The 24,652-nt window shown below is 41.8% G+C and carries 20 protein-coding genes; 7 read left to right on the top strand and 13 right to left on the bottom strand.

The window, feature by feature from the left end; all coding sequences use genetic code 11:
- Positions 1 to 16: 16 nt before the first annotated feature.
- The 3 genes from ENH88_RS22400 to ENH88_RS22390 all read right to left on the bottom strand — a co-directional run bounded on the left by ENH88_RS22400 (position 17) and on the right by ENH88_RS22390 (position 4,187).
- Complete coding sequence (locus ENH88_RS22400; RefSeq protein WP_304185754.1) at positions 17 to 1,444, bottom strand: amidohydrolase family protein; 1,428 nt, start codon at positions 1,442 to 1,444, stop codon at positions 17 to 19.
- Positions 1,445 to 1,584: 140 nt separating this feature from the next.
- Positions 1,585 to 3,717, bottom strand: coding sequence for a M3 family metallopeptidase (locus tag ENH88_RS22395; protein ID WP_304185753.1), 2,133 nt, complete (start codon positions 3,715 to 3,717; stop codon positions 1,585 to 1,587).
- Between the two features lie 260 nt (positions 3,718 to 3,977).
- The gene (locus ENH88_RS22390; RefSeq protein ID WP_304185751.1) at positions 3,978 to 4,187 is read right to left on the bottom strand and encodes a hypothetical protein; all 210 of its coding nucleotides are present in this window, start codon (positions 4,185 to 4,187) and stop codon (positions 3,978 to 3,980) included.
- Between the two features lie 217 nt (positions 4,188 to 4,404).
- Between ENH88_RS22390 and ENH88_RS22385 the strand changes: the two genes are divergently transcribed.
- Positions 4,405 to 5,274, top strand: a complete 870-nt coding sequence (locus tag ENH88_RS22385) for a mechanosensitive ion channel family protein (protein ID WP_304185749.1) — start codon at positions 4,405 to 4,407, stop codon at positions 5,272 to 5,274.
- 74 nt (positions 5,275 to 5,348) lie between these two features.
- Here the strand turns inward: ENH88_RS22385 and ENH88_RS22380 are convergent, their stop codons facing one another.
- Positions 5,349 to 5,897 carry an HdeD family acid-resistance protein gene (locus ENH88_RS22380; RefSeq protein WP_304185748.1) on the bottom strand — a complete coding sequence of 183 codons (549 nt, stop codon included), beginning with the start codon at positions 5,895 to 5,897 and terminating at the stop codon, positions 5,349 to 5,351.
- 498 nt (positions 5,898 to 6,395) lie between these two features.
- Between ENH88_RS22380 and ENH88_RS22375 the strand changes: the two genes are divergently transcribed.
- The 5 genes from ENH88_RS22375 (at position 6,396) to yegD (ending at position 12,136) form a co-directional block, all read left to right on the top strand.
- The gene (locus ENH88_RS22375; RefSeq protein ID WP_304185747.1) at positions 6,396 to 8,687 is read left to right on the top strand and encodes a TonB-dependent receptor; all 2,292 of its coding nucleotides are present in this window, start codon (positions 6,396 to 6,398) and stop codon (positions 8,685 to 8,687) included.
- Positions 8,688 to 8,807: 120 nt separating this feature from the next.
- The gene (locus tag ENH88_RS22370) at positions 8,808 to 9,107 is read left to right on the top strand and encodes a hypothetical protein (protein ID WP_304185746.1); all 300 of its coding nucleotides are present in this window, start codon (positions 8,808 to 8,810) and stop codon (positions 9,105 to 9,107) included.
- 60 nt (positions 9,108 to 9,167) lie between these two features.
- Entirely contained in the window at positions 9,168 to 9,824 is a 657-nt protein-coding gene (locus tag ENH88_RS22365) for an HAD family hydrolase (protein WP_304185744.1), read from the top strand.
- Positions 9,825 to 9,857: 33 nt separating this feature from the next.
- Positions 9,858 to 10,706, top strand: coding sequence for a DNA ligase (locus ENH88_RS22360; RefSeq protein ID WP_304185743.1), 849 nt, complete (start codon positions 9,858 to 9,860; stop codon positions 10,704 to 10,706).
- Positions 10,707 to 10,768: 62 nt separating this feature from the next.
- On the top strand, positions 10,769 to 12,136 hold the full coding sequence (gene yegD, locus ENH88_RS22355; RefSeq protein WP_304185742.1) for a molecular chaperone: 1,368 nt from the start codon (positions 10,769 to 10,771) through the stop codon (positions 12,134 to 12,136).
- 13 nt (positions 12,137 to 12,149) lie between these two features.
- Here yegD and ENH88_RS22350 read toward each other — a convergent pair whose 3' ends face one another.
- From ENH88_RS22350 to ENH88_RS22335, 4 genes are all read right to left on the bottom strand, one after another.
- Positions 12,150 to 12,614: a methylglyoxal synthase gene (locus ENH88_RS22350; RefSeq protein WP_192540462.1), complete on the bottom strand. Its 465-nt coding sequence runs from the start codon at positions 12,612 to 12,614 to the stop codon at positions 12,150 to 12,152.
- Between the two features lie 18 nt (positions 12,615 to 12,632).
- Positions 12,633 to 13,268 carry a LysE family translocator gene (locus tag ENH88_RS22345; protein ID WP_304185741.1) on the bottom strand — a complete coding sequence of 212 codons (636 nt, stop codon included), beginning with the start codon at positions 13,266 to 13,268 and terminating at the stop codon, positions 12,633 to 12,635.
- Between the two features lie 96 nt (positions 13,269 to 13,364).
- On the bottom strand, positions 13,365 to 15,203 hold the full coding sequence (locus ENH88_RS22340) for a S8 family serine peptidase (protein ID WP_304185740.1): 1,839 nt from the start codon (positions 15,201 to 15,203) through the stop codon (positions 13,365 to 13,367).
- A 226-nt stretch (positions 15,204 to 15,429) separates the two neighbouring features.
- Positions 15,430 to 16,605, bottom strand: a complete 1,176-nt coding sequence (locus ENH88_RS22335; protein ID WP_304185738.1) for a multidrug effflux MFS transporter — start codon at positions 16,603 to 16,605, stop codon at positions 15,430 to 15,432.
- A 159-nt stretch (positions 16,606 to 16,764) separates the two neighbouring features.
- On the opposite strand from ENH88_RS22335, the gene ENH88_RS22330 reads away from it, so the two are divergent.
- Positions 16,765 to 17,238: a hotdog fold domain-containing protein gene (locus tag ENH88_RS22330; protein ID WP_304185737.1), complete on the top strand. Its 474-nt coding sequence runs from the start codon at positions 16,765 to 16,767 to the stop codon at positions 17,236 to 17,238.
- A 1-nt stretch (position 17,239) separates the two neighbouring features.
- On the opposite strand, the gene ENH88_RS22325 is transcribed toward ENH88_RS22330, so the two are convergent.
- The 5 genes from ENH88_RS22325 to ENH88_RS22305 form a co-directional block, all read right to left on the bottom strand.
- Positions 17,240 to 17,731, bottom strand: a complete 492-nt coding sequence (locus tag ENH88_RS22325) for a bactofilin family protein (RefSeq protein ID WP_304185735.1) — start codon at positions 17,729 to 17,731, stop codon at positions 17,240 to 17,242.
- Positions 17,721 to 18,872 carry a M23 family metallopeptidase gene (locus tag ENH88_RS22320; RefSeq protein WP_304185733.1) on the bottom strand — a complete coding sequence of 384 codons (1,152 nt, stop codon included), beginning with the start codon at positions 18,870 to 18,872 and terminating at the stop codon, positions 17,721 to 17,723. Before ENH88_RS22320 ends, ENH88_RS22325 begins: the two co-directional genes overlap by 11 nt.
- A gap of 142 nt (positions 18,873 to 19,014) precedes the next feature.
- The gene (fahA, locus tag ENH88_RS22315; protein ID WP_304185731.1) at positions 19,015 to 20,328 is read right to left on the bottom strand and encodes a fumarylacetoacetase; all 1,314 of its coding nucleotides are present in this window, start codon (positions 20,326 to 20,328) and stop codon (positions 19,015 to 19,017) included.
- 153 nt (positions 20,329 to 20,481) lie between these two features.
- Positions 20,482 to 21,528 carry a 4-hydroxyphenylpyruvate dioxygenase gene (gene hppD, locus ENH88_RS22310; RefSeq protein WP_304185729.1) on the bottom strand — a complete coding sequence of 349 codons (1,047 nt, stop codon included), beginning with the start codon at positions 21,526 to 21,528 and terminating at the stop codon, positions 20,482 to 20,484.
- Between the two features lie 307 nt (positions 21,529 to 21,835).
- Positions 21,836 to 24,568 (bottom strand): metallophosphoesterase, encoded by a 2,733-nt coding sequence (locus ENH88_RS22305; RefSeq protein ID WP_304185727.1) that lies wholly within the window; start codon positions 24,566 to 24,568, stop codon positions 21,836 to 21,838.
- Positions 24,569 to 24,652 lie beyond the last annotated feature (84 nt).

The following is a 24,652-nucleotide window of genomic DNA, read 5'->3' as shown; positions in this document are numbered from 1 at the left end:
GAGCCCATTGATTAATTTATTGTTGTGAACTAACAAATTGTTTGGCAGCGGCTTTTAGCTGCTCAAGTGCGGCTTGATTGTAATAGCGACTATGCGAAATAACCCCGCTGAGTTTTTGGGTGTTACGCACATCAAGCAATGGGTTAGCAGTTAGAAAAATGATATCTGCGGTTTTACCTTCAGTCAGGTCACCAAATTGCTCACGCTTACCTAAAAACTCTGGCCCAGCAAGGGTTGCTGATTGCAGTGTTTGCAGCGGTGTTAGGCCGTAGTCACTAAAAATAGCCAATTCTTGATGCAGTGATAAACCAGGATAAATATATGAATTTAAAAAGCCAGCATCGGTTCCGGCAATAATGGGTACGCCGGCTTGTTGCGCCAGTGGCAGTAACTGTGCGGTTTTTATAAAGCGCTCTTTACGTTGCTTAATTTGTGCTGGTGTATCTTTATTTGCTCTATCTACACGCCATTGGTAAGTGGCTTTAAGGCCTTTACCAAGGTAGTTTAAAAATTCATCATCTTGATGATTATCTTCATCAATGTACGCGGTGATCTGACCACCAATTAAAGTAGGCACCACTGCGGTGTTATTTTCAGCCAACACGGCGTATTTATTTAAAGCCGTTTGAGTATCAATATTGGCGGTGATAATAGGTAAGGCGCTGCGATAACTCAGCTCCCCAGCGGCCACTTTTGCTGATATTTCAGGCTCGTTGCTTGCGGCGGCTTTTAATAAGTAAGTCATGTGCTCGATGGCGTCTAACCCCGCATTCGATACGTCTGTTACCGATAACGAAAATGGAATATGCCCTGATATTTGATAACCGCGTTTCTTTACTTCTTTAACGGCTTTTAAATACAGCTCTGGCGTTAATGCGCTGTCGGTGATTTTCACAAAGTCTACATTCATGGCAGCAAGGCTATCTATTGCGGCATTCATTTCTGCCACTGTTGCAACTTCTAAATCCCCAGGCCAAATTGAGTCTTTACCTTCAAGTTTTGGTCCTGAGGTATAAATTGTTGGGCCCACTAATTGGTTGTTATTAATTTGCTCTCGCCAGCTCAAAACCGATTCACTTAAATCAGCGGCAGCATCGCGTACTGTAGTCACACCATAGGCAAGGTATAGGGGCAATAATGCTTTATTTTCAGCGATGAGTTCTTCACCGCCACCAAAGTGGACGTGCATATCCCAAAGCCCTGGCATCAAAAATTGGTCATTGGCATCAATGTAATTATCGCTAATATAGTTATTTTGTAGCGACTGGTTACTGCGTTTAATGATCACACCATCACGGATGGCAAGTGATTGATCCGCACTAAGCTGCCCTGTTTTTACATCAATAACCGTGGCATTAGTGATCACTATATCGGCGCGCTCTGTAGGTTGAGTCGCACATGCACCTAGTAGTAAACAGCTTGAAAATAAAAGAGAATGTTTCATATTGGAGGCCTGAATTTTTTTATTCAGACTAGCATAATTATGTCGTGGTAAGCGTAGCTTTGAGTTAGAAGGTAAAAAATATCAGACGACTGCTATAAAAATGGGAGCCCAGTGCGGGCTCCCAGTAATATCAGTTTACTTTATTCAACTAAACCACGGCGCTTCAGTAGTGCGTCGGTGGTTGGCTTTTGACCACGGAACTCAATGTAGCTTTGCATTAAGTCGCGGCTGTTACCTTTTGATAGAATCTCTTTACGGAAGCTATCACCGTTTTCACGAGTAAGACCGCCTTGCTCTGTCATGTGCGCAAATGCGTCGGCTGCAAATACTTCAGTCCAGAGGTAAGCGTAGTAACCTGCTGAGTAACCGCCTGCAAAGGTGTGGCTAAAGTAGCAAGACTTATAACGCGGTGGTACTGGGTAATAAGCAATACCGTGTTTTTCAAGCGCTTCATGCTCAAATTTTTGTACGTCGGTAATTTCAGTATCAGCACCAAATGAGTGCCATTCCATATCAAGTAATGCTGCAGCTAAGTATTCAGTGGTGCCAAAACCTTGGTTAAAGTTTTGTGATTCAAGTACTTTTGCTAGTAGCTCTTTTGGAATTGGCTCACCCGTTTTGTAGTGCTTAGCGTAGTTAGCAAGTACCGTCGGTTCAATGTTCCAATCTTCGTTCGCTTGTGATGGGAACTCAACAAAGTCACGGGCTGTTGCAGTACCGGCAAGGCTTGGGTATTTAACGTCTGAGAATAAACCGTGCGCCGCATGACCAAATTCATGGAACATAGTGGTTACTTCAGAAAACGTCATCAGCGTTGGTTGACCATCCGCAGGCTTAGGAATGTTCTGCGCGTTATAAATAACAGGTTTTGTGCCTTTTAAACCACTTTGACCCACGTATGAGCTCATCCATGCACCGCCACGCTTGCCTTCACGAGCATAAGGGTCCATGTAGAATAAACCAATTGCGCTACCATCGGCGTTGAATACTTCAAATGCCATGACGTCTTCGTGATAGACAGGTAAATCTTTACGCTCTTTAAAGGTGATGCCGTATAGTTTTTCCATTGCGAAGAACATGCCGTCATGGATCACTGATTGCATTTCAAAGTAAGGCTTAACAAGCGCTGGATCTAGGTCATACTTAGCTTGACGTACTTTTTCTGAGTAGAATGCCCAGTCCCAAGGTTGTAGTGCAAAGGTTTCGCCAGATGCATCAATCACTTTTTGGATTTCAGCAGCTTCCGCTTTGGCTTTGTTTACTGCTTTTGGGGCCAGATCATCTAAAATACCGTATACATTCTCAGTGGTTTTAGCCATACGCGTGGTCATTACATACGACGCCCAATCTTTGTAACCAAGTAGCTCGGCTTTTTGTGCACGTAAGTTGGTTTCTTTGATAATAATAGGGCCGTTAGTATTTTGTGCACGAGTCGCTGATGCTTTAAAAATACGCTCACGTAGTTTACGGTTTTCAAGGCTGCTTAGAATAGGTTGTTGCGTAGTGTTCACCAAGGTGATCATGTAGCCTTCTTTACCTGCTTTTTTAGCAGCCGCGGCTAGGCTGTCAATTTCGCCATCAGACAGACCCGCAAGTTCACTTTTGTCAGTAACAAGGATCACATCTTCTTTAAACGATTTTAGGATGTTTTGTGAAAATGCCGTTGATAACTTAGCAAGCTCTGCGTTGATCTCACGCATTTTGGTTTTTTGTGCTTCGTTAAGCTTTGCGCCAGCGTTGACAAATTTAGTGTAGTAAAACTCAACTAGGCGTTGGTCTTCAGCGTTTAGGCTTGCTTTGTTGTTATAAATACTTTCAACACGAGAGAAAAGCGCTTTATTTAAGTAAATGTCATCAGAGTGAGCAGATAATACTGGTGCCATTTTAGCGGCAATACGTTGGTATTCGCTATCTGAAATCAATCCCGATAAGTTATAAAACGCAGTTGATACACGGTCAAGTAATTCGCCAGATAGCTCAAGTTCAACCAGAGTGTTTTTAAATGTTGCAGCAGCAGGGTTGTTAGCAATCGCTGCAATCTGTGCTTTTTGCTGAGCAATACCGGCGTCAAATACTGGCTCGTAATCTTTAGTGCCAAATTTATCAAATTCTGGTGCCATGTATTGCAGTGGACTTGGCTTCATCAATACATTATCAACATTAACAGTTTGTACTTGCGATGCGTGTTCTGGTGAGTCTGCTACTTGTTGTGAACTACAAGCTGATAATAATAAAGCGCTGGCGATAGTGCTAGCGATGAGAGATTTGCGCATAAGAGCTCCAATAAAAAAATAAGCCTTTAAAATACAAGTAAGGCATTAAGCATCTTAACTTAGCAAATTTTAGATTATATACAATAAAGTTTATCGGTTTAATGAGGGGATTGAGCGCAAAAGGAGTATTTTCCAGATAAAATAGCTGAAAACTTAAAAATAGTAGCTAAAATATAATTACTTATATAAAAGCTACTGCTTGGTTGTTGTCATATTACTTAATGGGTAATTCACTAAATAGTTAATCACGCGGTGCAAAATTAGTTGTAACCTAATACAAATTTCTTTTCACTACCAAAACTGGCAGGCTGCTGGTGACCGAACTCTTTGTTAATGCAATTAAGAGTGTGTTCTTGCTCTGCAAGTACAGACAAAATTTTATTGCGATATTCAAGGCTTGATTCAAACAGTTGCAAATCGACTAAAGGTTGCAAAGTGGCTAGTTTTTGATTCAAAGTCAGCTGTGACATTATTCTGTTCCTCGTGCTTTATTTAAGCTTACAGTAGTTATATAGCATTGCTCGTAAGAAAATGTTAATAATTTGTTCATAAAAAACATATTGAACTTTAACTTCTCCGTAAATGCCATTATGGCGTGCTAAACTTACTTAACCCTGAATATACCCAAACTTGCATCTTGAGTTGGTTTAGGTATAGGTATTTTGCTTTATTTATTTTGGAAAAAGTATGACGTTAGAGTTAGTCTCTCAATATTTATCGTATGTAATTTTTAGTTATAACAACATTGAAATTACCGTCGCCAAAGTGATTCAAGTACCGTTGATACTTTTTGCGATGTGGTTTGCGGTAACCCGTATTGGTCGTTTAATTCGCAAAACATTACTAGCACGTAAAATGAACCCTGATGCAGTGCTGTTATTTACGCGTATTTACTTAGTGTTAAGTATTGCGATATTGGTTTTTACTTCTTTAGAAGTACTAAATATTCCGCTTACAGCATTTGCTTTTGTCTCCGGTGCTATCGCGATTGGGGTCGGTTTTGGCGCGCAAAATATTATTAATAACTTTATCAGTGGCTGGATTTTAATGTGGGAGCGACCTATTCGCATTGGTGACTTTTTAGAAGTGGGGACTGCAAAAGGGGTAGTCGAAACCATTAATACCCGCTCCACCCGTATTCGCCGCAATGACGGTGTGCATATGTTGATACCAAACAGTCAACTACTCGAAAACACCGTAACTAACTGGACCTTGATAGATCGTAATGCGCGTTCTTCGGTCAGTGTTGGCGTTGCTTATGGCTCGGATGTGCTGCTAGTTGAAAAGCTAATTAAACAAGTATTAAGTGAACATCCTGCAATATTACCGACCCCAGCATATTCGGTGTTATTTGATGATTTTGCTGAAAGCTCTTTGGTGTTTAATGCCATATTTTGGGTCTGCGCGGAGTCAGAAACCATGCTACGTCAGGTGCGCAGTGATATTCGCTTTAGTATTTATAAAGTGTTTGCTGAACATAACGTCACGATTTCCTTCCCGCAGCGCGATCTTCATATTGATGGTGAAATTGCCTTAACGCGACGAGCATTGAAATAACTTAAATAGCGCTCAAGTACATCTATATAAGCTGATAAAAGTCGTTTATTGCCAAGTGCAGCTTTATTTATGAGTTATTGCCGCTGTGCTAGTTTTTTAAGCTTTAACGAGAACAGTACGATTAAAGCACCAAAAAGCACCGCGTAAGTGGCGACTAACCAAAGTAGGGTATGGATCCCAGCACTTGGGTTAAAAATTAAGTACAAGCCAAATAATACTGATAGGGCACCGGTAATAATTAATAGCCATTCACCTGAAATTTCAGCTCTTAATTTAAGTGCGACAAAAATTTCAACAGCACCAATGGCAATGGCCCACGCAGCGACATAATAAAGTAATAGTATCGCGGTAACGTTCGGCGCAAATAGGGTAACAAGCCCTGCGATGATTGATAACACCCCACCAGCCAATAACCAGCGCCAATAAGGGTTGTGTTGCTTAGAATTCCAAGCGATCCATGTTCTTAGCATGCCATCAAATAAAAAATAGCCGGCAAAAAATAACAGCATAATACTCAGTGAGGCGCTCGGTGCAAACCAAGTGATCACACCAAAAATGATTGCAATTAAGCCGCGTATAAAGAGTACCGACCAATTTTTTGAAAGTGTTGAGGTGAGATCCATCTTATTCCTTAATGATTAGCTCTGTTATGTTTATATACATTAGCACAAGGTGTGACTTATCAATAAAATATATCTATTAACTTTGCAGAAGTATTGTATAGCAGAATTAAATTTGGCTATGCTAGGTTTACCCATTGAGCATTATAGTTAATTAGCGCCCCCTATTTATTGATGCTTAATACATTTACAGTAATGTGATTGACAGGACAAATGTCCGCATAAAATAAATATATTTGCATAAAATCGTCAAAGTTCGCTTATCATGTCGTTATTTGTTGTAAAAAGTTTGTTTTATTGTACATATTTATGCAGCAAAACTGTCACACAGTGCTATAATCTTCATCGTTCGTTCAGCCTCTTTACTTCGTTTTGCACTCTCGACAAAGAGGTCCGCGCAGCTTAACTTAAGGCGCGAAAAATTGGCCGAGCCCGCCGAGTGAATTTGGCGCAACACACCAACCGTTGAACAAGAGTGCACTAAAAAGGTTAAAACCCGACATGAAAGCAATGAAAAGATCTACGTTAGCAACCCTAATTAATGCAACGTTGTTCTCTGCCGTAGCAGGTACTTCATTTTCTACTCTTGCAGCTGATGAACAAGCTCCAAGTGCAAAAAGCAAGCAATTAGAAGTTATTCAAATCACTGCACGTAAGCGTGTAGAAAATGCACAGGAAGTACCTGTGGCGGTTTCTGCTCTACAAGGTGATAACTTAGATGCATACAGCTCTGCTGGTATGGATATTCGTTTTATGAATGCGAAAATCCCAAGCTTATCTATTGAATCTTCATTTGGTCGCTCTTTCCCACGCTTTTATGTTCGTGGCCTAGGTAATACCGATTTCGATTTAAATGCTTCACAGCCAGTATCATTAGTAGTTGATGAAGTTGTCCAAGAAAATGCTATTTTAAAAGGCTTCCCTGTATTTGATGTGGCACGCGTAGAAGTTTTACGTGGTCCCCAAGGTACTTTGTTTGGTCGTAACACGCCTGCGGGCCTAGTCAAATTTGATACAGTTAAACCAAGCCAAGACTTTGATGGTTATGGTTCAGTATCATATGGTAGCCGTGGTGCAGTTGATTTTGAAGGCGCGGTAGGTGGTGCATTAACAGACCGTTTATCAACACGTGTTTCTGTATTGTGGCAAGATAAAGACGATTATATTGATAATCGTGCGCCTGGCTTTGAGCAAAAAGATGCTTTAGGTGGTTATACAGATCAAGCTGCTCGTATTCAATTTTTGTATGAAGGTGACGATTTCACTGGTTTATTTAACTACCATATCCGCGATATGGATGGTTCTCCAATTGCGTTCCGTGCCAATGTTATCAAGCAAGGTAGCAATGACTTAGTTGATGGTTATGAGCATGATGTTGTTTTTCACGATGCAGCATCACGTGCAACACAACAAGTTGACTCTCAAGGTGCAAGCTTAAAGCTTGAGTGGGATTTAGCTAACCATACAATTACCTCTATCTCAGCATGGGAAAGCGCAGAAATTTATTCTCGTGCAGACATCGATGGTGGTTATGGTGGGTATGCAATTAATGACGTACCTGTTGCAATGGGACCTGGGTTTATTCCATTTTCTTCAGAAAGTGCTGATGGTATTCCTGAGCATGACCAATACACGCAAGAACTTCGTTTATCAAGCAACTTTGCGGGTGACTTAAATTATCAAGTCGGCGTATTTTACTTTGATGAAGCGTTAACCATTGAAAACTATAGTTATGATACTGCTGCTAATGGAGCATTAAATGGTTATGTTATTCAACAGCAAGACACTAAAGCGTGGGCGGTATTTGGCTCGGTTGACTACACACTAACAGATGACTTTAAAGTGACTGCTGGCCTTCGTTATTCTGATGATGATAAAGAATTCTCAGCAAATCGTACATTAAGTCCTGCTGGCGGTGGTGCACTGTTTTTAACTGAAAACCCTAGTGATGATCACATCAGCTGGGATATTTCATCAAGCTATAAAATCAACGATGATGTTAACTGGTATGCACGTATTGCGAATAGCTTCCGAGCGCCAAGTATTCAGGGCCGTATTTTATTTGGCGATGAAGTAACGATTGCTAAGTCAGAGACTGTTACATCATACGAAACAGGTATCAAATCAGATGTATTAGATGGCCGTGGTCGCGTAAACGCGACTGTTTTTTACTATCAAATGGATGACCAACAGTTAACGGCTGTAGGTGGTGGCGCTAACTTTAACCGTTTAGTAAATGCTGATAAAACGACCGGTTATGGTTTTGAGTTAGATACTGAGTGGGTATTAACTGATGAGTTGAATGCCACCTTTAATTTAAGCTATAACAAAACTGAGCTGAAAGATAATGATCTCGCTGTTGCAGTATGTGCGCAGTGCACCGTGAAAGATCCTACATTCCAAGTTCCAGGCGCATTTGGCCCTGAAGATCGCGCTATTTTGGATGGTAATAGCCTTCCGCATGCGCCTGAATGGATCTCTAACTTAACACTTCGTTATACTAAAGAGCTGGCTGGTGGTGACTTCTTCGCTTATACCGATATTTCATACCGCAGCGAAATTGACTTCTTCTTATATGAGTCAGTTGAGTTTGAAGGTAAATCACTATTAGAAACAGGCCTACGTGCGGGTTATAACTGGGCTGAAGGTGATTATGAGTATGAAGTATCTGCGTTTGTACGTAACCTATTTGACGAGCAACAAGTAATCGGTGCAATCGACTTTAATAACAACACAGGTATGGTAAATGAAGAGCGCTATATCGGTGCAGAATTTAAAGTTAAGTTTTACTAAACTCCATTTTAGTTAAGTAGATCCAAGCCCGCATTATTTGCGGGCTTTTTGTTTTACGCTAGTGAAAAGCCTTATTAGAGCTGCTAAAGTAGCGACAATTAAATTTAAAAGAGAAGAGCAATGGCTGGATTTTGGAACTACCGAGTGATTTTTTGTGAAGCAACCAAAGATGAAGCGGCGCAATATCAAATTCATGAGGTTGAATATAACCTCAATGGTAAAGTAACGAATTGGTCAGAAACCGGTGCAGCGCCTTTTGGTAATACGCTAGAAGCACTGCAAGATGATGCTGAACGGCTTAAAACAGCATTTGCCAAACCCGTACTAAAAGTGGTTAGAAAAGAGCGTGGTTATGAACTGGTTGATGTAGAAACGGGTGAAGAGGCATTTGCTGAGCCGCCGGCGGGTTTAACTGAGTAATCTATTGATTGTGAAGGTGCCTTGTGCACCTTTTTTTATTGTTGAAATAAAGGAATGAGGATGACTTTAAAAGCGGTATTATTTGATATGGATGGCACGTTAGTTGATTCTGAAAGTGTCCATTTTAGCTGCTGGAATGATATTTTAGCACCGTTTGGTGTAAGTTATGATGAAGATGAGTTTTGCCAACGTTTTTCCGGTCGGCCGACGTTAGAGGCGGCGATTGCAGTGGTTGAGCAATATAATTTATCGGTTTCACCACAGTGGTTAGCGCAAGCTAAATATGATGCATTTGAGCAATTTGTGCAGACACAACTGCCAGCCCTTATGCCTTTTGCTAAAGACGTGTTGCACAATGTGAAGCAAAGCGGTTTAAAGATGGCACTGGTTACAGGCAGTGCTCGCCTTGAAGCTTTACCTATTTTAAAAGGGCATGGCTTTTATGAGCTGTTTGACTGCATTATCACCAAAGATGATGTGCAAAATCCAAAGCCAGCAGGCGATCCTTATTTACTCGCGCTTTCAACCTTAGGGATTGCAGCCGAGCAAGCAATTGCGGTAGAAGATACTCACACCGGCGTAACCGCTGCTAGCAATGCGAAGGTAGCGGTGGTTGCAATACCGAATAAGCACACTTTAGAGCATGATTTAAGTTTGGCATTTTCGCGAATGGATAATTTACAACAGCTATGGCAATGGGTACAAATTAAGCTATAGTTTAGTCTACTTAGCTATAAACAAGGGACTGATATGCTAAAAGGACTAACCATAATGTGGTTGTTGCTCACTAGTTTTAGTTGTTGGGCAACTGAACCACAATCTACTGCAAATGCCCAGCTTGCCAAGGTTTATCAGCAAGACCAAGCACCCGCCATCGAAAATTATTTAGTGAGTGAAAAATTTGATGGGGTACGGGCTATTTGGACTGGCACTGAGTTTATAACTCGAAATGATAACCTGATACATGCCCCAGCGTGGTTTGTGGCTGATTTACCTAATCTGCGATTAGACGGAGAACTATGGACTAAACGCGGTGATTTTGCAGCACTAAGCGGTATTGTACGCACGCTAAAACCACGCGACAGTGACTGGCAAACAGTAACCTATCAGGTTTTTGATATGCCAGATCAAACAACGCCTTTTCAAGTACGTTATCAAAACTACCTTAATTTAGTGAATCGCTTAAATCGTCCGCATATTCAGGCTGTACAGCAACATCACTTTAATACAGAGCAAGCGCTATCAGCCTTTTTTGAGCAGGTAATTGAACAAGGTGGTGAAGGCGTGATGTTGCACTTAGCCACGGCCACACATAAAAGTGGTCGCAGTGACGCGCTGTTAAAGCTAAAGCCCTATTTGGATAATGAAGCGGTGGTGATTGAACATTTACCCGGCAAAGGCAAGTACCAAACGATGTTAGGGGCGCTGCGCGTAGAAACCGCACAGGGTTTACAATTTAATATTGGTACTGGATTTACCGATCAGCAACGACAAACCCCACCGCCAATTGGTGCAACGATCACGTATCGCTATCATGGCTTTACCAAAAATGGCCTGCCACGCTTTGCCAGTTTTATCCGCGAGCGTAAAGCTGAATAACGTTTAAAAAAGCCTATAAGTATGCTAAATTGCGCGGCCTTTTGATAAGTAGTGGTGGCGGGATGTTTGTTGGTTTTGATTATGGTAGTTCTAATTGTGCAATGGGTGTAATGAATGCACAAAACGCTGTCGAGCTAGTACCGTTAGAACAAGGAAAGCACTACTTACCATCTACTTTGTACACCCATCATAGTGCATTAGTCGTTGATTTTGTTGCCCAGCATTTAACTGGCAGCGCATATGAAAGTGATTTTAAAACTCAGCGCCAAGCCCTGCTTAATACTATGGTAAGGATCAAGTCTGATTTAGATCTAGCTCCAGGTGATGAAAGCCTTTTTATTGGCCGCGAAGCCATTAATGAATATGTGCAGTTTCCTGAAGAAGGCTACTTTGTTAAATCCCCGAAATCATTTTTTGGGGCAATAGGCTTAAAGCAAGGACAAATCAACTTCTTTGAAGATATTGCCACCGCGATGATTTTAAAAATCAAACAGCGTGCTGAAACATCACTACAAAAAGAGTTAACACAAACGGTTATTGGCCGTCCAGTAAATTTTCAAGCCGTGGGTGGAGAGCAATCAAACCAACAAGCATTAGGAATTTTAGAGCGTGCAGCAAAACGCGCAGGCTTTAAAGAGGTCGCGTTCTTGTATGAGCCGCTCGCAGCGGGAATTGATTATGAAAGTGACTTACAACACGATCAAAAAGTATTAGTCATCGATATTGGTGGCGGCACCAGTGACTGCTCGTTTGTGCAAATGGGGCCTAGCTTTCGTGATAGTAGTGACCGTGATCGTGACTTTTTAGCCCACACAGGTAAACGTGTTGGCGGTAATGATCTTGATATTGCTTTGAGCTACCATGCGCTTATGCCATTGCTAGGATTAGGCAGTCAGTTTAAATCAGGTTTACCACTGCCTAATCAAGCATTTTGGCAAGCCTGTAAAATTAACGATGTGAACTTACAAAGCCAGTTCTATAGTCAAAACCATCACCGAGAACTACTTACACAGTTACGTGAAGTACAAGCACCTGAGCTATTTCAACGACTGATCGATTTGCAGCAAAATAAGCAAGGCCATCAGCTGGTACAGCAAGGGGAGGCGGCAAAAATTGCGCTTTCATCAGCGACTGAGTATGAGTGTGAATTAGGGTTTTTAGCGCCGCAATTACATAAAGTGCTATCACGAGCTGATTTAGCTGTGGCGGTTGATGATTCGATTATGCAAATAGTGAGTTTAGCAAAACAAGCGATCAAAGATGCAGGAACAGTTCCTGATGTGATTTACCTTACAGGTGGCAGCGCGCAATCACCGCTGATCAAAGCGGCATTAATCGAGCACTTAGGTGATATTAAAATGGTGAACGGTGATCACTTTGGTAGTGTCACCGCTGGACTCACTAAATGGGCAAGCATGCTTTATCGTTAACCTGTGGCTGCGTTTATAGCGTAACTTGTCGGGTTGCGAGATACTTTTCGTAATCTGGCAAGCTGCGCTCGAGCTCTACATGCATTAATGATGAACTTAACAACATATCAGCACTCACTTCATTACACGCCACCGGAATATTCCACACTGCTGCTAAACGCAATAACGCTTTAACATCAGGATCATGAGGCTGAGAGGCGAGCGGATCCCAAAAGAAAATCAACATATGGATTTCGTGTTCGGCTATTTTAGCGCCTAATTGCTGATCGCCACCCATTGGGCCGCTAAGTAGTTTGATTACATCTAACCCGGTATTTTTTTCTATTAGGTGGCCTGTGGTGCCTGTGCCATACAAGGTATGCTGACTCAAATCATCACGATGTTTATTACACCACGCCTGTAATGCGGCTTTTTTTCCGTCGTGAGCGACTAGCGCGATGTTTTTTTTAGCGGGTAATGTTTGCTGTTTTTGTTCCATGCTGACTCTTATTATTTTTTACACTAAAAGGTTGATAGCAAGTGCTATAAACACAATACCTGTAATTCGGTCTATCCACAATTGCGTATTTGGGTTGTCCCTGAAATAACTGGCAATTTTATCGCCAAAATAAATATAAGTGCAATCAATAGGGAATGCGAAAATAGGGTAGAGCAAGCCAAAAAAAGCCAGCTGGAATGTGGTAGAGCTGGATAAACTCGGATCCACAAACTGTGGAATAAAGGCAATAAAAAACAGTGCGACTTTAGGGTTGAGCACTTCCGTCATCATTGCTTGAAACATCACATTTTGCTTTTTACTGGTGCTGACATGGGGCTTGTCATCACAGTCGTCATTTATTGTTACAAAGGTACTTTTTAGCATCAGTATGCCTAAGTAACATAAATAAGCGGCACCTGCATATTGCACTGTCGCGTAAGCAACCGCAGATGCTTTTAAAATTGCAGTTAAGCCAACCACAGCAAAAAAAGTATGCACTACACCACCAAGGGCAAAGCCAAACGCACTTTGTAAGCCAGCAGTGCGGCCATTAGCAAAGGTTTGCGCCATTAAAAAAGCGTTTGATGGCCCCGGTGCCACCGCGATTAAAAAGCTGGCCGCTAAAAACGACAGTAAAAATTCTGGATTGATCATCAGCGCAATTTATTAGCAATAGATGGCTGATCTTAACAAGCTTACAGGCAAAGAAAAAGCGGGCATTTGCCCGCTTAGCTAGGTTGGATTAAACAATTAGAAATTAACGGTGCTGTTGTTTGAGCATACGGTTGTGCTTTGTGCTTCACATACTTGATAAGTATAAGAGCCGCCACCTTTTGTAGAAATAGCATCGGTATAGCTATTAGTGTTTGCAACCGTTGAGACTTTGCTACCGTTACGATAGATATCAACTTGACTGGTCGCAGCGCCGCTCCAGTTTAAATCAGCAAAGCTTGCGCCTTTTGATTTGTAACCAGTGGCAGCAAGGCTGATATCATCATTACCAGGCGTTGGTGTACCGCCACCATTATCGCCTGCACAACCATTGGCGCTGAGGTACGCTTCAGCATCAACTGCTTTAACGATACCGTGACCAAAGTAAACGTCGTGGCCTGATGCACCTTGATCTTGCGCGGTTGCTTTGAGGGCATCGCGGATCTCCGTCCCTGTACACTCAGGGTGTAGCGACCATACTAATGCTGCAATTCCCGATACCGCAGGTGTAGCCATAGATGTACCACTCATATAACCATAATCGCTGGTACCAATATTGATACTGATGTTAGTGCTGGCAAGTAACGCACTGCGATCCTCAAATGCAGCGCCTACAGCGGGAATCGTAGTATCGTTCGTTTCACCGAGTGTAGCGTATAACATACCCGCTTCGTTATTAATAATAACCGCGCCTATGCCACCTGAATTCTCACAGTTGGCTACTTTGTCATAAAATGAGATGTTACCCCGGTCAATCATGCATACTTTTCCGGCTGCGCCAGTATCGATGCTTTCTGCTGTGCCCATATAATATGCACTGGCGGTTACTTGGCCTGAATTTTCCATTGCAGAGGATGCAAATGCTGTGTTGTCTGCTGATAAATCAGCGGCTGTAGCCATACCTGCTGGGTAGGTTGATAACGTATCTACGCCGCCGGCTGTTACTTCAACACAAATCGTTTCGTCAGTTGTTGCTCGTTTACCGCGTCCGCTTGTACAGCTTGGAAATTGTGAAAAATCAGCGATTTGGTTGTCAGCATCATTAGCACCAACCATCATCACAGAAGGGTAGCCCGCAGGGTAAGAACGCACATTATTACCATCATTACCAGCAGCTGCAACGACTAAACCACCAGCTTGAGTAAAGTTTGCAAATGCATTTGACTCGGTACTGTTGGAGCCACCACCGCCTAAGCTCATACTAATAATGTTAGCACCCGCTTGGGAACATAGGTTTGCCGCGTGTGCTAAATCAGATGAATAACCCCAGCCTTCAGCATTAAATACCTTGATAATATGCATGGCGACACCGGGTGCCATACCGACAACACCGACATTGTTATCTGCCGCACCAATTGTGCCTGCGACATGAGTCCCGTGAGGACCGCCATTATCGAACCAATTACCAGTGCCGCTGTTGTTGTCGCCAGTAATATTACCCCAAATAAAATCGGGATTTGAACTGTCTAAGCCTGAGTCAATCACGCAAACTTTCATACCTGCGTTGGCATCAAAGGTCAGTTGATCTGCTTGCGATTGATATACAGCGTACGGTGTAAGTTGTTGCACCATTGCATTGCCGGGGTCATCATTGTAAGTAGACATCGGCACACGTTTTTGATCTTCTTCAATTAGCTTGATATGTGGGTTGTTTAACAGGCCTTTAATGCTTGCTAAATCATGGCCAGTAAATTGTGCGGCAATGAAGCCATTACCATCAACTTTGATATCACCACCGAGTTTTTTAGCGAGTGCTTTCACGACGCCTTTTTTATTGTTATCAACTTGGATGATATAGCGATCGTTCGCTGCTGCAACGCTGCCAGTTGTACACAAACCACTGATGATGAGTGCCAATGCGAGTTTATTCGTGTTCATATTATGTATCCCTAGAATGTTATTTGGTTAACTTTTAGTTAACGAAATTTTACATTAAATTAATATTCACTGCAGTGCAAGGGAAGATTGTTCATAAAAAAGGAATAAAATAATCTTATTATCACTTTTTTATAACTAATGGGTATAAGTGGATGTCTAAGTGGGTAAATAAAATATAATGATTCTCACTACCTAGAAAGTAGTGAGAAAGTGTTACTGTCCTTTTTTATGATATACGATGATTGATAAATGCAAAGTAGGTAAAAGGGACTAGCAAAAGAAAATGCAGGCCAATTAACAAAGGCGTGGTTAAATTGAGAAATTGGGTAGTAAAAACCAGTAAGCTAGCACCACTCATTTGCATAACGCCAATGAGTGCTGACGCTGTTCCTGCTTGTCGTGGAAATAAGCTCAATGCTCTGCCTGCGGCTGAGCCTAAGGTTAATGCAAAACCAAAGGCAGCAATAAACATGGGCGCCATTAAAGCCAGTGGCGTTTTATATTGGCTAAGGCTAAGCATCAGCACACCAGATAATACAAGCAGTAATAATCCTACCTTAAGGGCACGCTTTGGTTGACGCTTAATATAAAGCGGCGTGATAAAACTTGCGACAATGCTCAGTACGGCATTGAGAGTAAACCAAAAGGTGAAACTACCGACAGAGCCGCCGAGTTTAGTGATAAGCCAACCAGGAGCGAGTGTTACAAACACTAATATTGCCGACATAGCCACCATGCAAATTAAGCTATTAAAAAGAAATAGTGGGGTGCTAATGATGGGAATAAAGCGCCTTAAATCGAGAATGTGGCCATGATATACGCTGTCGGCAGGGCGTGTTTCTTTGAACATCAATAAAGTAACCAATAAGCCCAATAACGCAAAGCCAGCTAAAAACAGAAAATTCATTCGCCAACCAAACTGCAATGTAAGCCATGCACCTAAAATGGGCGCTAAGGCAGGAATGAAACAAACAATACCGTTTAAGTAGGTGATCATTTGTGCGCTGCGCTCACTACCAAAACGATCCCGTACGATGGCAAAAGCAACCACAAATGTTGCACATGCGCCCAGACCTTGCACTGCACGTGCTAGCAACATAGCGTTAAAATGTGGCGCGTAATAAGCACCAAGCGAAGCAACGGCATAAAGTATGATACCGCTGAGCGCAACAGGCTTGCGGCCAAACTTATCAGCTAGAGGGCCAGCAATTAATTGCCCCAAGCCAACCGTGAGCATAAAAATCGCAACGGTTTGTTGCACCTGTTTTTCGCCGACTTGAAATTGTTCCGCAATGGTTGGAAACGCAGGTAGGTAAATGTCAATTGCTAATGGGCAAAATATAACCAGTAAGGCAAGAATTAAAATAACACTAAGCTGACTGCGGTGATCGGTTGTTGGCATGAAGGCTCCTTTTGCCGCGTATTTTAAGTCTGTAGAAATAAAAAAGAAAGGCCATATGACCGACCTGCAAGAATATTATCAGTGAGATAAATAAATACACTTCTGCTATCTGGTCTGATGTGTTAATTTTAATGCATATGCCTTTTAATTAAGAAAGTTATGAGTGACAAATCAGTGGTTTTAAAAACATGGTTAAAATTAAAAAATTTACCGCTAGGTAATTGGCTATTTAGCAAAGTAGTGTGCTTTAAAGCGCCTTATTTTGGCTCGATGAAACCTACTATTTTGGACGTAAAAGAGGGGTATTGCAGTGCTGTAGTGAAAAACCGCCGTAGTGTGCATAATCATATTGGTACTATTCATGCCATCGCACAATGTAATTTAGCTGAGTTGTGTGCTGGCGTGATGGTTGATGCAACGGTGCCGTATAAAACCCATCGTTGGATCCCTAAAGGGATGACGGTGCAGTATTTAGCGAAAGTGGACACCGATGTGACCGCTGTAGCTAAAATAACTATGCCAAGACAATGGCAGGATAAAGAAGACTTGCTGGTGCCGGTTAAACTTTATAATACCCGCAGTGAACTGGTATTCACTGCCGATATTACGATGTACATCACTAAGAAAAAATAGTTTACTCTTTTTCTGCGGCTTGTTTATTGAAGAACGACAAGTCGTTATCGCCTTCACTCAATACTGAGCTAAGCTCGGCTTTTGATTCGGTATTATTAGTAATTAACTCAACGGTTTCTGCTTCATGACGTTGTTTTAAGTTACCTTCAATAATGGCGCCAGCATCAATACTGAGTGTATCTTGGTAAACATCACCATGCACTTGCGCCGAGCGCTCAATAACCACTTTGCTGGCATTGAGTGAGCCAATGATCTTGCCCTTTACAATCACGCTTTCAGCAACCACAGAGCCCTCTACACAGCCAGTGTTACCAATAACTAAGTGGTTGACGCGAACATCACCATCAATACGACCATCAAGTTGTACTTCGCCTTGGCTAACCAAACTGCCGGTTAAGCGAACATCTTCAGAAATGATCGATGGCGTGTGGTTGGTTCTTTTTAATTGCGAATCAGAAGAGTTACTTACAGTTGATTTTTTTCTACCGAACACGAGAAAGCGCCTTTGTTATTTTGACAGGATTGACATGTTTGTCGTTAAGTAATACTTCATAGTGTAGGTGAGTACCGGTACTTCTGCCAGTGCTGCCCATTAAGCCAATAACATCATTTTTAGTTACCGTTTGGCCTTTTTTTACGTTGATTTTATTTAAGTGACCAAATCGCGTTACAAAACCATTTTTATGTTGCAGTTCAATAAAGTTACCATAGCCACCGTTACGCCCTGCACGTAGTACAATCCCATCAGCAGGGGCAAAGATTTCGGTTTTATGCCAACCCGCTAAATCGACCCCTTTGTGATAAGCATGGCGATTATTTACAGGGTCTTTACGTAGGCCAAAACTACTCGAAATATAATAATTCGCTGCTGGCAGAGTTTGCGGTAACTCACTGAGTAAATTTTCAAGCTTATTCAACGCCAGCAGTTTATCGGCGATGACTAAAAACTCAGCTGGGATCTTAGATTCATCAAATAAATCCAATGGACCACCTTGTGCGGTTTCTGTCATGTCACCATCGAGATTACGCGCTAAGGCGCTATCAAGCCCTGCACCTTTGAGCATGGTTAAAATATCTTGGTGACGTAACTCTATTTGTTGCTCAATTTGTAAAAAGCTTTTTAAGTAGTGAGCGTCGAGTTGAGCAAAGCGTTGCTCAACTGAAAGTAAATTGGCTTGTGCATTTTGTGGGTTTTTTTCATCAACGAGTGGCTCATGAAAATCGTCTTGTTGCTCGTTCGGAGCGACATTTTCGATTGTTGCGGCATCTTCTGTTGGATTGCTCATCGACTCAGGTAAAGAATCAATCATGCTCTGCAATAAAGCATGTTTTTGTTCCAATTCGGCAAGCTGCGCTAATTGTTTTTCGTATTGCTGTTGTTGTTGTTGTTTTTGCAGTTGCCACTGTTGTTGTTTTGATAGTTGGTTTTGCTCAATATCGGAGATTTTGTTAGTTTGCGAATAAATTTGTAGAGTAGATACCGTCAACCAAGCTAAAGCAATTAAAACAACCACTACAGCCGAAACTTGTAACCAAGGTGCTAATATCACATGTTTAACCTCACCATTTTGGCGGATCAACAGCTGTCTAGCTGGGAATAATTTGTGATAAAAAGACTTAATAAATGCTGACATGGCTTATAAATACTGGCTATTAACCGAATTAAGATAGCAATCTGAGCTGAAAAAGCCAGTAAAAAATTGTAATTAATCTTAAAAAAGGAGGCGTTGGTCGCCTCCTTATAATAAATGTATTTAATAAATGTTTACAATTTAGCTACTTAGCAGGAAGAACTGTTCCTTCAACGCTGCCGAAACCGATACGAGCAAAGCCGGCTTTTTCACACCAACCACGCATAATAACGTTATCGCCATCTTCTAAAAAGCTGCGTTGCTCACCATTATTAAGGGTGATTTTTTCTTTACCACCACGAGAAAGCTCTAACAGTGAACCGGCTTCTTCGTGAGTTGGGCCTGATTGCGTACCTGAACCCAGCATATCACCCGGCATAAAGTTACAACCATTTACTGTGTGGTGAGTCACCATTTGTGCCACTGTCCAGTATGAATGTTTGAAACTTGATTTAGAGACTAATGATGGCGCCGCACCTTGTTCACGCATTTTGGCGGTTTCAATTTGCACGTCCATTTTTATATCAAAGGCGCCAAGCTCACGGTTCTGGCTTGATTCTAAGTAATCTAACGGCTGCGGATCATTTTCATCGCGCGTCCATGAGGTTTTGTATGGCGCTAACGCTTCGGTGGTGACAATCCACGGTGATACCGTTGAAGCAAAGTTTTTCGCAAGGAATGGCCCTAATGGTTGATATTCCCATGCTTGTAAATCACGTGCTGACCAGTCATTGAATACACAAAAACCAAACACGTGGTTTTCTGCATTTTCAATAGCAATGGCATCGCCTAGTTCATTGCCTTTACCTAAGTAAATACCTAGTTCTAACTCATAATCTAAACGTTTACACGGACCAAGCGATGGTACTTCTGCGTCTGGCGCTTTAGTTTGACCATTCGGGCGATGGAATGTTTGTCCTGATACATCAATAGATGAAGAACGGCCATGGTAACCAATGGGTACCCATTTATAGTTAGGCAGTAACGGATTGTCAGGACGGAATAAGCTACCGACTGCTGTTGCATGATAGATAGAGGTATAAAAGTCAGTGTAATCGCCAATCCGACACGGTAATGCAAACTCAATGTCTGCTTGGGCAATTAGTGCTTCGCTTAATTGAGCTTGTTCAGCGGCGCCTTCGCGTAATGCTTTAGAAAGAGCTAAACGCAGTGCTGACCAATATTGCTGACCAAGGCCCATATATTCATTCAATGTCGCTTGGCTTGCGGCTGCTACGGCTGTTTGTGCATCGCCTGAGAAAATAGCTAGTTCGTTTACTTTGGCAAGATCGATAACCTGGTCACCAATGGCGACGGCACCACGAAAAGCTTCGTCAGAATTCTTACGACGTACTTCTGCAAATGGTAGGTTTTGGATCGGGAAGTCACAATTTGCAACGTTCGCTGAGGCTACCCAGCTAGTTAAATTTATATCATGGGTTTCGTTAATTAAACTCATTACATTTCCTTTGGTTTAGTCAGTCGCGCTTTACAGTGGATATGGTGATGAATAGCGCGATTTAAACAGTGAAATTCAGATTGTCATTTATAATATTGATGAAACGACAAAAAGCAGCGAAGTACGCTGCTTTTTAAATTTACAATACGGTGCTTATAAAACGCCGCGGCGCTCTTGGTCGCGCTCGATTGATTCAAACAGTGCTTGGAAGTTACCTTCACCAAAACCGCCGTCATCAACGCGTTGGATCATCTCGATAAAGATTGGGCCAAATAAGTTTTTCGAGAAAATTTGCAATAGGTAGCAATTTTCACTTTGGCTATCAACTAAGATCTGATGTTCACGGATTTTTTCTTTATCTTCAGCAACCCAAGGTACACGGTCAAAAATTGTATCGTAGTATTCTGGGATAATATCAAGCGTGGCAATGGTTGACTTATCAAGCTTATCCAGTGAGCTTACTAGGTCATCGGTTAAGAATGCTAAATGCTGTACGCCTGGGCCATTGTATTCACCAAGGTATTCATCGATTTGGTTGTTATCGTTGCCTTTACCTTCATTGATTGGAATAGAAAAGGTGCCGCACGGTGATTTAAGTGCATACGAGATCAAGGCTGTTTTTTGGCCTTTGATATCAAAGTAACGAACTTCAGTAAAACCAAATACGTCTTTATAGAAGTTAGCCCATGTTTCCATCGTGCCTTTATAAACGTTATTAGTTAAATGGTCGATGCGGATAAAGCCTTTATCAGCAACGATATTTTGTTCGCTTAAGTCTTCAAAGTCTTGCTCATAGATTGAACCTTTGTCACCAAATTGCTCAATGAAATAAATTAAGCTATCGCCAATACCGTAGATTGCTGGGTATGGAAGGTCTTTGTGGGTTGAATCTGTTGCAGGTTTTGCACCACGTGCTACTGCGGTGTCAAATGCTTGTTGGGCATTCTCAACACGCCAGCCCATAGAACAAATTGCAGGGCCATGGCTTTTTGCAAATTCTGCAGAGAAACCATCACGTTCATTATTTAGTAAAAAGTGAATATCGTTTTGGTTGTAATAAACAATGTCTTTACCTTTAAATGTTTTTAGCTTTGAAAAACCAAAATCGGTAAACACTTTATCCATATAATCTGCATCAGGTGTAGCGTATTCAGTAAACTCGATACCTACCAAACCTAAAGGGTTAGTTACTTCACTCATTATAATTCTCCCGCAATAAACACTGCGTCTTGTTGTGTCTGATGCGCAGATAGTTAACCATAACGAGTAAAAGGGGAAGAGCCCGCATCTATTTAGCTAAGCGGCTATTTGTAAATTAAATGGGACGATCATTTGAAAATGATGATGGTAGAGGAGGAGCTTTAGCTGTTAGTCTTCGATAATCAAATTTTAACGGTGTAGGCTGTTACTTAGTTGATTGATATTAATGGTTAATTTGTTTTTATTGCGGATGTAAATTAAGCAAATTAAGGGAGTTTCCTCCCTCAATTAAATGGACGCATTGTAATTAATTGTTTACGCTAGCGCCGCGTTTGTTAAAAAACTTGCTGCGCTGCTCTAACCATAGGTTCGCTTTTATAGCCGGAGCATTTTGGTAATGACGCTCAACAGCCTGATTTAGTGAGCGTGTGCTTGGCACAAAGTTAAGAGTTTGCTGCGCGCCAGCCATACTTTTTATTTCATCGCGCGTCATTGCACGCCCTGCATATAGCAGTGCGTTTAAATAGCCGGGTGCAGTTTCATTGCTGCTATCCGTTAACAGCAGTACGGCTTGATCTAATGCCCAGCGACGATTAATTTCACCTTCTCTTTTTACCCCTGCTAACTCACCGTCAATATAAACTTCAAACACGCCATTATCAGGGGCGGTATAAAATACAAAGGCGATGCGATGCCAAGTATCTGATTGGGTATGACCAAAATAGCCACTTTTGCTAGTTGATATACCTAAACCCCCTTCAGGGCTAATATAAATATCAGCATTGTCTGTTAAGTAGTTTTCAGCATCTGTTTGCACCAGTGCGCGATAGCGATCTTTTACTGCCTGTGGCCAATAAATGTCCATCACTAGAGTGTAATCGGATACGAGTCCTGCATTTTCAAAATCACCATTAGGCGCGGTATTTAAAGTAATGCTTAGCCCTTCAGTCGCAGAGTGATCGGTAAAGGCCATTACACCCGAAGCACCGTCATTTAAATCGGCAATATTAAGTGTGTTTGTGCTGGCATATATGGTTTGTTCAGCGCCCCAGCCGCTCTCTTCTGGGTCAAAATAGCTTAATGTTGATGGGCCATAGTCAGCTTTGAATGGATCGCTTGGATCGTTGAAATTCCAAATAGTAATGTTCGCTTGATTTTGACATGCATTGAGCTGAGTGTCGGTGTCTATATGCAAACATTGGCTGGTACGCTGGCGAGCATATTGATCGAGTAATTGCCATGTTTCTGCAATTAATTGTGGCTCAGCAAACGTAACCCCATTAAAAAATAATTCACTATTAAAAGCAGGCCCTTTTTGTAGTGCTAAGGTATAGTTTTGACTGTCATTGATACTTTCAGGGGCCAATAGTAGCCAATCAGGTTGATTCGCTGCCATGGTTTTTAAATCAAGACCGCTGACTGTGACTTGATAAATTGCACTGAAGCCGGGAGTGTTTGAAGGCTGTCTTTCAACTTTAAATGCATTGTGAAAATCTTCTTGGGTTAGCGTACCTGGCGTCCATCGTTGTTGTACTAGGTTTGTATCAAATAAGGCCGCATCAACTTGATGTAGCTGTTTTGCTGCAAGCGCAGTAATATTCATTATCTGTATGGGAGTCGGGTAATTCTCTGAAATAGCGATTTCAGTATTGGCATCGGGGGCATATTTACCCATCAAAAAGTCAATTTGTGTTTGCAGTGCTTCATCAAAGGTGTTGATCTGCGTCGTTGCTAACGTAGAATAATTGATATCAGCAACAGTTTTTGTAGCTAGATCAAAGGTTAATTCTAAATCAGTTAGACCTTGAGCAAAAAAGTTTGGTTGGATCACTAAACTACCATTATCGAGTTGCTGAAAACTCTCCCCGCCATGGGTGTGGCCGCCAAGTACCAGATCAATACCAGCAATGTTTTGTGCAATTTGCGTATCTGCACCTTCACCTAAATGACTCAACATCACCATGTAGTCGACATCTTGGCGATATTGCGCGACAATATTTTTGGCAATATCTTGCCATTGCCAATTCATTTTAAAGTTAGCGATAAAGTCGGGGATTGGTGCGGTCTCTACGGGTTGATCAAGTTCATTCCACGGTACAGATGTCATCCCGAAAAAACCGACCTTGAGGCAACCGACTTGTACAATCGAGAAATCAACTGCGTTAAAACTTTGCGTACTATCGCCTGTATAACGCGTGTTACTGGCTAACACGATGGCGTTATCATCATTGGCGTAGTCGAGTAATTGTGCTGGCCCCCATGCATAGTCATGATTACCAACAACACGCACATCAAACGCCATAGCTTTTATTGCCTCAACCGTTGCCATGCCTTTAGAGATTTGTTCTGCAACGGTGCCTTTTTCATAGTCATCACCACCATTGGTAAATAAAGTATAGGGTTGATCGGCTAGTGCATGGTTGTAGTAGCCTTTAATTTTGCTGAAGTATTGTTCTTTAAAACCAAACCGCGCATGTAAATCAGCGACATGAATAAAACGCATTTTTTGAGTTGCTTGGTTACTCGGGCAGCTTGGGCCAATGTTCTTTGCAATGGGCGTGATTGGCTGAGCTTTAATTGCAAAGGTGCCAAACGTTGTAATTTGCGCGCTAACTAGGTTATTTGATGTGGTACTTGTTAGTGTTTGCCATTGGCCATCAATTAGCTGGGCGATAGATAACCTTTGGTTGTCGGCTGGGTTTTCAGCGACAATCGATAATGTACTCGGGGTGTTAAACGTTAAGTCATTGGGGCTGAATGTATAAATACTTGATGTGATGCCAAGTGCCTTGTTTGTTTCATCAAGGGCTGATTTACTAAAGACAAATCGAGAGTCAGTATTGACGGCATTTTTGGGAACGTTGAGCGTTACTAAGTCATTGTCATAACTTTGCTTCAAGCCATTATTAACAGAAATTAGTAAGTTAGCTTCATCCACATCAAACGCGGTATCTTTGACAGTCTCATCGCCACCACACGCATTTAATAAAGGGAATAGAAAAATAATTAATAATAGTTTTTTTTGTATTAAAAGAGACATTATTGCCCACGCAAACATTCAGAACGACGTCGGACATAGTAGCAGTATCTAGGAACAAGATATAGAGATACAGATTAGAAATTG

It is taken from the genome of Pseudoalteromonas prydzensis, assembly GCF_011050055.1.
GTDB lineage: Bacteria > Pseudomonadota > Gammaproteobacteria > Enterobacterales > Alteromonadaceae > Pseudoalteromonas > Pseudoalteromonas prydzensis_A.
This window is presented reverse-complemented; position numbering and strand designations above follow the sequence as displayed.

Coding starts and splice junctions, on each gene's coding strand:
- ENH88_RS22375 (WP_304185747.1), top strand. CDS start 6,396: ATGAAAGCAATGAAAAGATCTACGTTAGCAACCCTAATTAATGCAACG.
- ENH88_RS22320 (WP_304185733.1), bottom strand. CDS start 18,872: ATGTCAGCATTTATTAAGTCTTTTTATCACAAATTATTCCCAGCTAGA.
- ENH88_RS22350 (WP_192540462.1), bottom strand. CDS start 12,614: ATGGAACAAAAACAGCAAACATTACCCGCTAAAAAAAACATCGCGCTA.
- hppD (WP_304185729.1), bottom strand. CDS start 21,528: ATGAGTGAAGTAACTAACCCTTTAGGTTTGGTAGGTATCGAGTTTACT.
- ENH88_RS22365 (WP_304185744.1), top strand. CDS start 9,168: ATGACTTTAAAAGCGGTATTATTTGATATGGATGGCACGTTAGTTGAT.
- ENH88_RS22345 (WP_304185741.1), bottom strand. CDS start 13,268: ATGATCAATCCAGAATTTTTACTGTCGTTTTTAGCGGCCAGCTTTTTA.
- ENH88_RS22335 (WP_304185738.1), bottom strand. CDS start 16,605: ATGCCAACAACCGATCACCGCAGTCAGCTTAGTGTTATTTTAATTCTT.
- ENH88_RS22400 (WP_304185754.1), bottom strand. CDS start 1,444: ATGAAACATTCTCTTTTATTTTCAAGCTGTTTACTACTAGGTGCATGT.
- fahA (WP_304185731.1), bottom strand. CDS start 20,328: ATGAGTTTAATTAACGAAACCCATGATATAAATTTAACTAGCTGGGTA.
- ENH88_RS22395 (WP_304185753.1), bottom strand. CDS start 3,717: ATGCGCAAATCTCTCATCGCTAGCACTATCGCCAGCGCTTTATTATTA.
- ENH88_RS22340 (WP_304185740.1), bottom strand. CDS start 15,203: ATGAACACGAATAAACTCGCATTGGCACTCATCATCAGTGGTTTGTGT.
- ENH88_RS22390 (WP_304185751.1), bottom strand. CDS start 4,187: ATGTCACAGCTGACTTTGAATCAAAAACTAGCCACTTTGCAACCTTTA.
- yegD (WP_304185742.1), top strand. CDS start 10,769: ATGTTTGTTGGTTTTGATTATGGTAGTTCTAATTGTGCAATGGGTGTA.
- ENH88_RS22305 (WP_304185727.1), bottom strand. CDS start 24,568: ATGTCTCTTTTAATACAAAAAAAACTATTATTAATTATTTTTCTATTC.
- ENH88_RS22370 (WP_304185746.1), top strand. CDS start 8,808: ATGGCTGGATTTTGGAACTACCGAGTGATTTTTTGTGAAGCAACCAAA.
- ENH88_RS22360 (WP_304185743.1), top strand. CDS start 9,858: ATGCTAAAAGGACTAACCATAATGTGGTTGTTGCTCACTAGTTTTAGT.
- ENH88_RS22385 (WP_304185749.1), top strand. CDS start 4,405: ATGACGTTAGAGTTAGTCTCTCAATATTTATCGTATGTAATTTTTAGT.
- ENH88_RS22330 (WP_304185737.1), top strand. CDS start 16,765: ATGAGTGACAAATCAGTGGTTTTAAAAACATGGTTAAAATTAAAAAAT.
- ENH88_RS22380 (WP_304185748.1), bottom strand. CDS start 5,897: ATGGATCTCACCTCAACACTTTCAAAAAATTGGTCGGTACTCTTTATA.